Below are 1,531 nucleotides of genomic sequence, written 5' to 3'. Positions count from 1 at the left end.
GAAGTGAAACATCTTCGGGTTGTGAGGTTAAGCGACTAAGCGTACACGGTGGATGCCCTGGCAGTCAGAGGCGATGAAGGACGTGCTAATCTGCGAAAAGCGCCGGCGAGGTGATATGAACCCTTGACCCGGCGATGTCCGAATGGGGAAACCCAGTGCAATTCGTTGCACTATCGTTAACTGAATACATAGGTTAACGAGGCGAACCGGGGGAACTGAAACATCTAAGTACCCCGAGGAAAAGAAATCAACCGAGATTCCCCCAGTAGCGGCGAGCGAACGGGGAGCAGCCCAGAGTCTGAATCAGCTTGTGTGTTAGTGGAAGCGTCTGGAAAGTCGCACGGTACAGGGTGACAGTCCCGTACACGAAAATGCACAGGCTGTGAACTCGAAGAGTAGGGCGGGACACGTGGTATCCTGTCTGAATATGGGGGGACCATCCTCCAAGGCTAAATACTCCTGACTGACCGATAGTGAACCAGTACCGTGAGGGAAAGGCGAAAAGAACCCCGGCGAGGGGAGTGAAAAAGAACCTGAAACCGTGTACGTACAAGCAGTGGGAGCACCTTCGGGTGTGACTGCGTACCTTTTGTATAATGGGTCAGCGACTTATATTCTGTAGCAAGGTTAACCGTATAGGGGAGCCGAAGGGAAACCGAGTCTTAACTGGGCGTTAAGTTGCAGGGTATAGACCCGAAACCCGGTGATCTAGCCATGGGCAGGTTGAAGGTTGGGTAACACTAACTGGAGGACCGAACCGACTAATGTTGAAAAATTAGCGGATGACTTGTGGCTGGGGGTGAAAGGCCAATCAAACCGGGAGATAGCTGGTTCTCCCCGAAAGCTATTTAGGTAGCGCCTCGTGAACTCATCTTCGGGGGTAGAGCACTGTTTCGGCTAGGGGGCCATCCCGGCTTACCAACCCGATGCAAACTACGAATACCGAAGAATGTTATCACGGGAGACACACGGCGGGTGCTAACGTCCGTCGTGAAGAGGGAAACAACCCAGACCGCCAGCTAAGGTCCCAAAGTCATGGTTAAGTGGGAAACGATGTGGGAAGGCCCAGACAGCCAGGATGTTGGCTTAGAAGCAGCCATCATTTAAAGAAAGCGTAATAGCTCACTGGTCGAGTCGGCCTGCGCGGAAGATGTAACGGGGCTAAACCATGCACCGAAGCTGCGGCAGCGACGCTTATGCGTTGTTGGGTAGGGGAGCGTTCTGTAAGCCGTTGAAGGTGACCTGTGAGGGTTGCTGGAGGTATCAGAAGTGCGAATGCTGACATAAGTAACGATAAAGCGGGTGAAAAGCCCGCTCGCCGGAAGACCAAGGGTTCCTGTCCAACGTTAATCGGGGCAGGGTGAGTCGACCCCTAAGGCGAGGCCGAAAGGCGTAGTCGATGGGAAACAGGTTAATATTCCTGTACTTGGTGTTACTGCGAAGGGGGGACGGAGAAGGCTATGTTAGCCGGGCGACGGTTGTCCCGGTTTAAGCATGTAGGCGGAGGTTCCAGGTAAATCCGGTACCTTTT

General features: G+C 53.4%; 1 rRNA gene. It reads left to right on the top strand.

Going from position 1 to position 1,531, the window contains the following annotated elements:
- Window positions 1-25: 25 nt before the first annotated feature.
- A 23S ribosomal RNA gene (locus EKN38_RS25615) occupies window positions 26-1,531 on the top strand; the annotation flags it as partial.

The organism is Enterobacter sp. WCHEn045836, assembly GCF_003965585.1.
Classification (GTDB): Bacteria; Pseudomonadota; Gammaproteobacteria; order Enterobacterales; family Enterobacteriaceae; genus Enterobacter; species Enterobacter dissolvens.
This window is presented reverse-complemented; position numbering and strand designations above follow the sequence as displayed.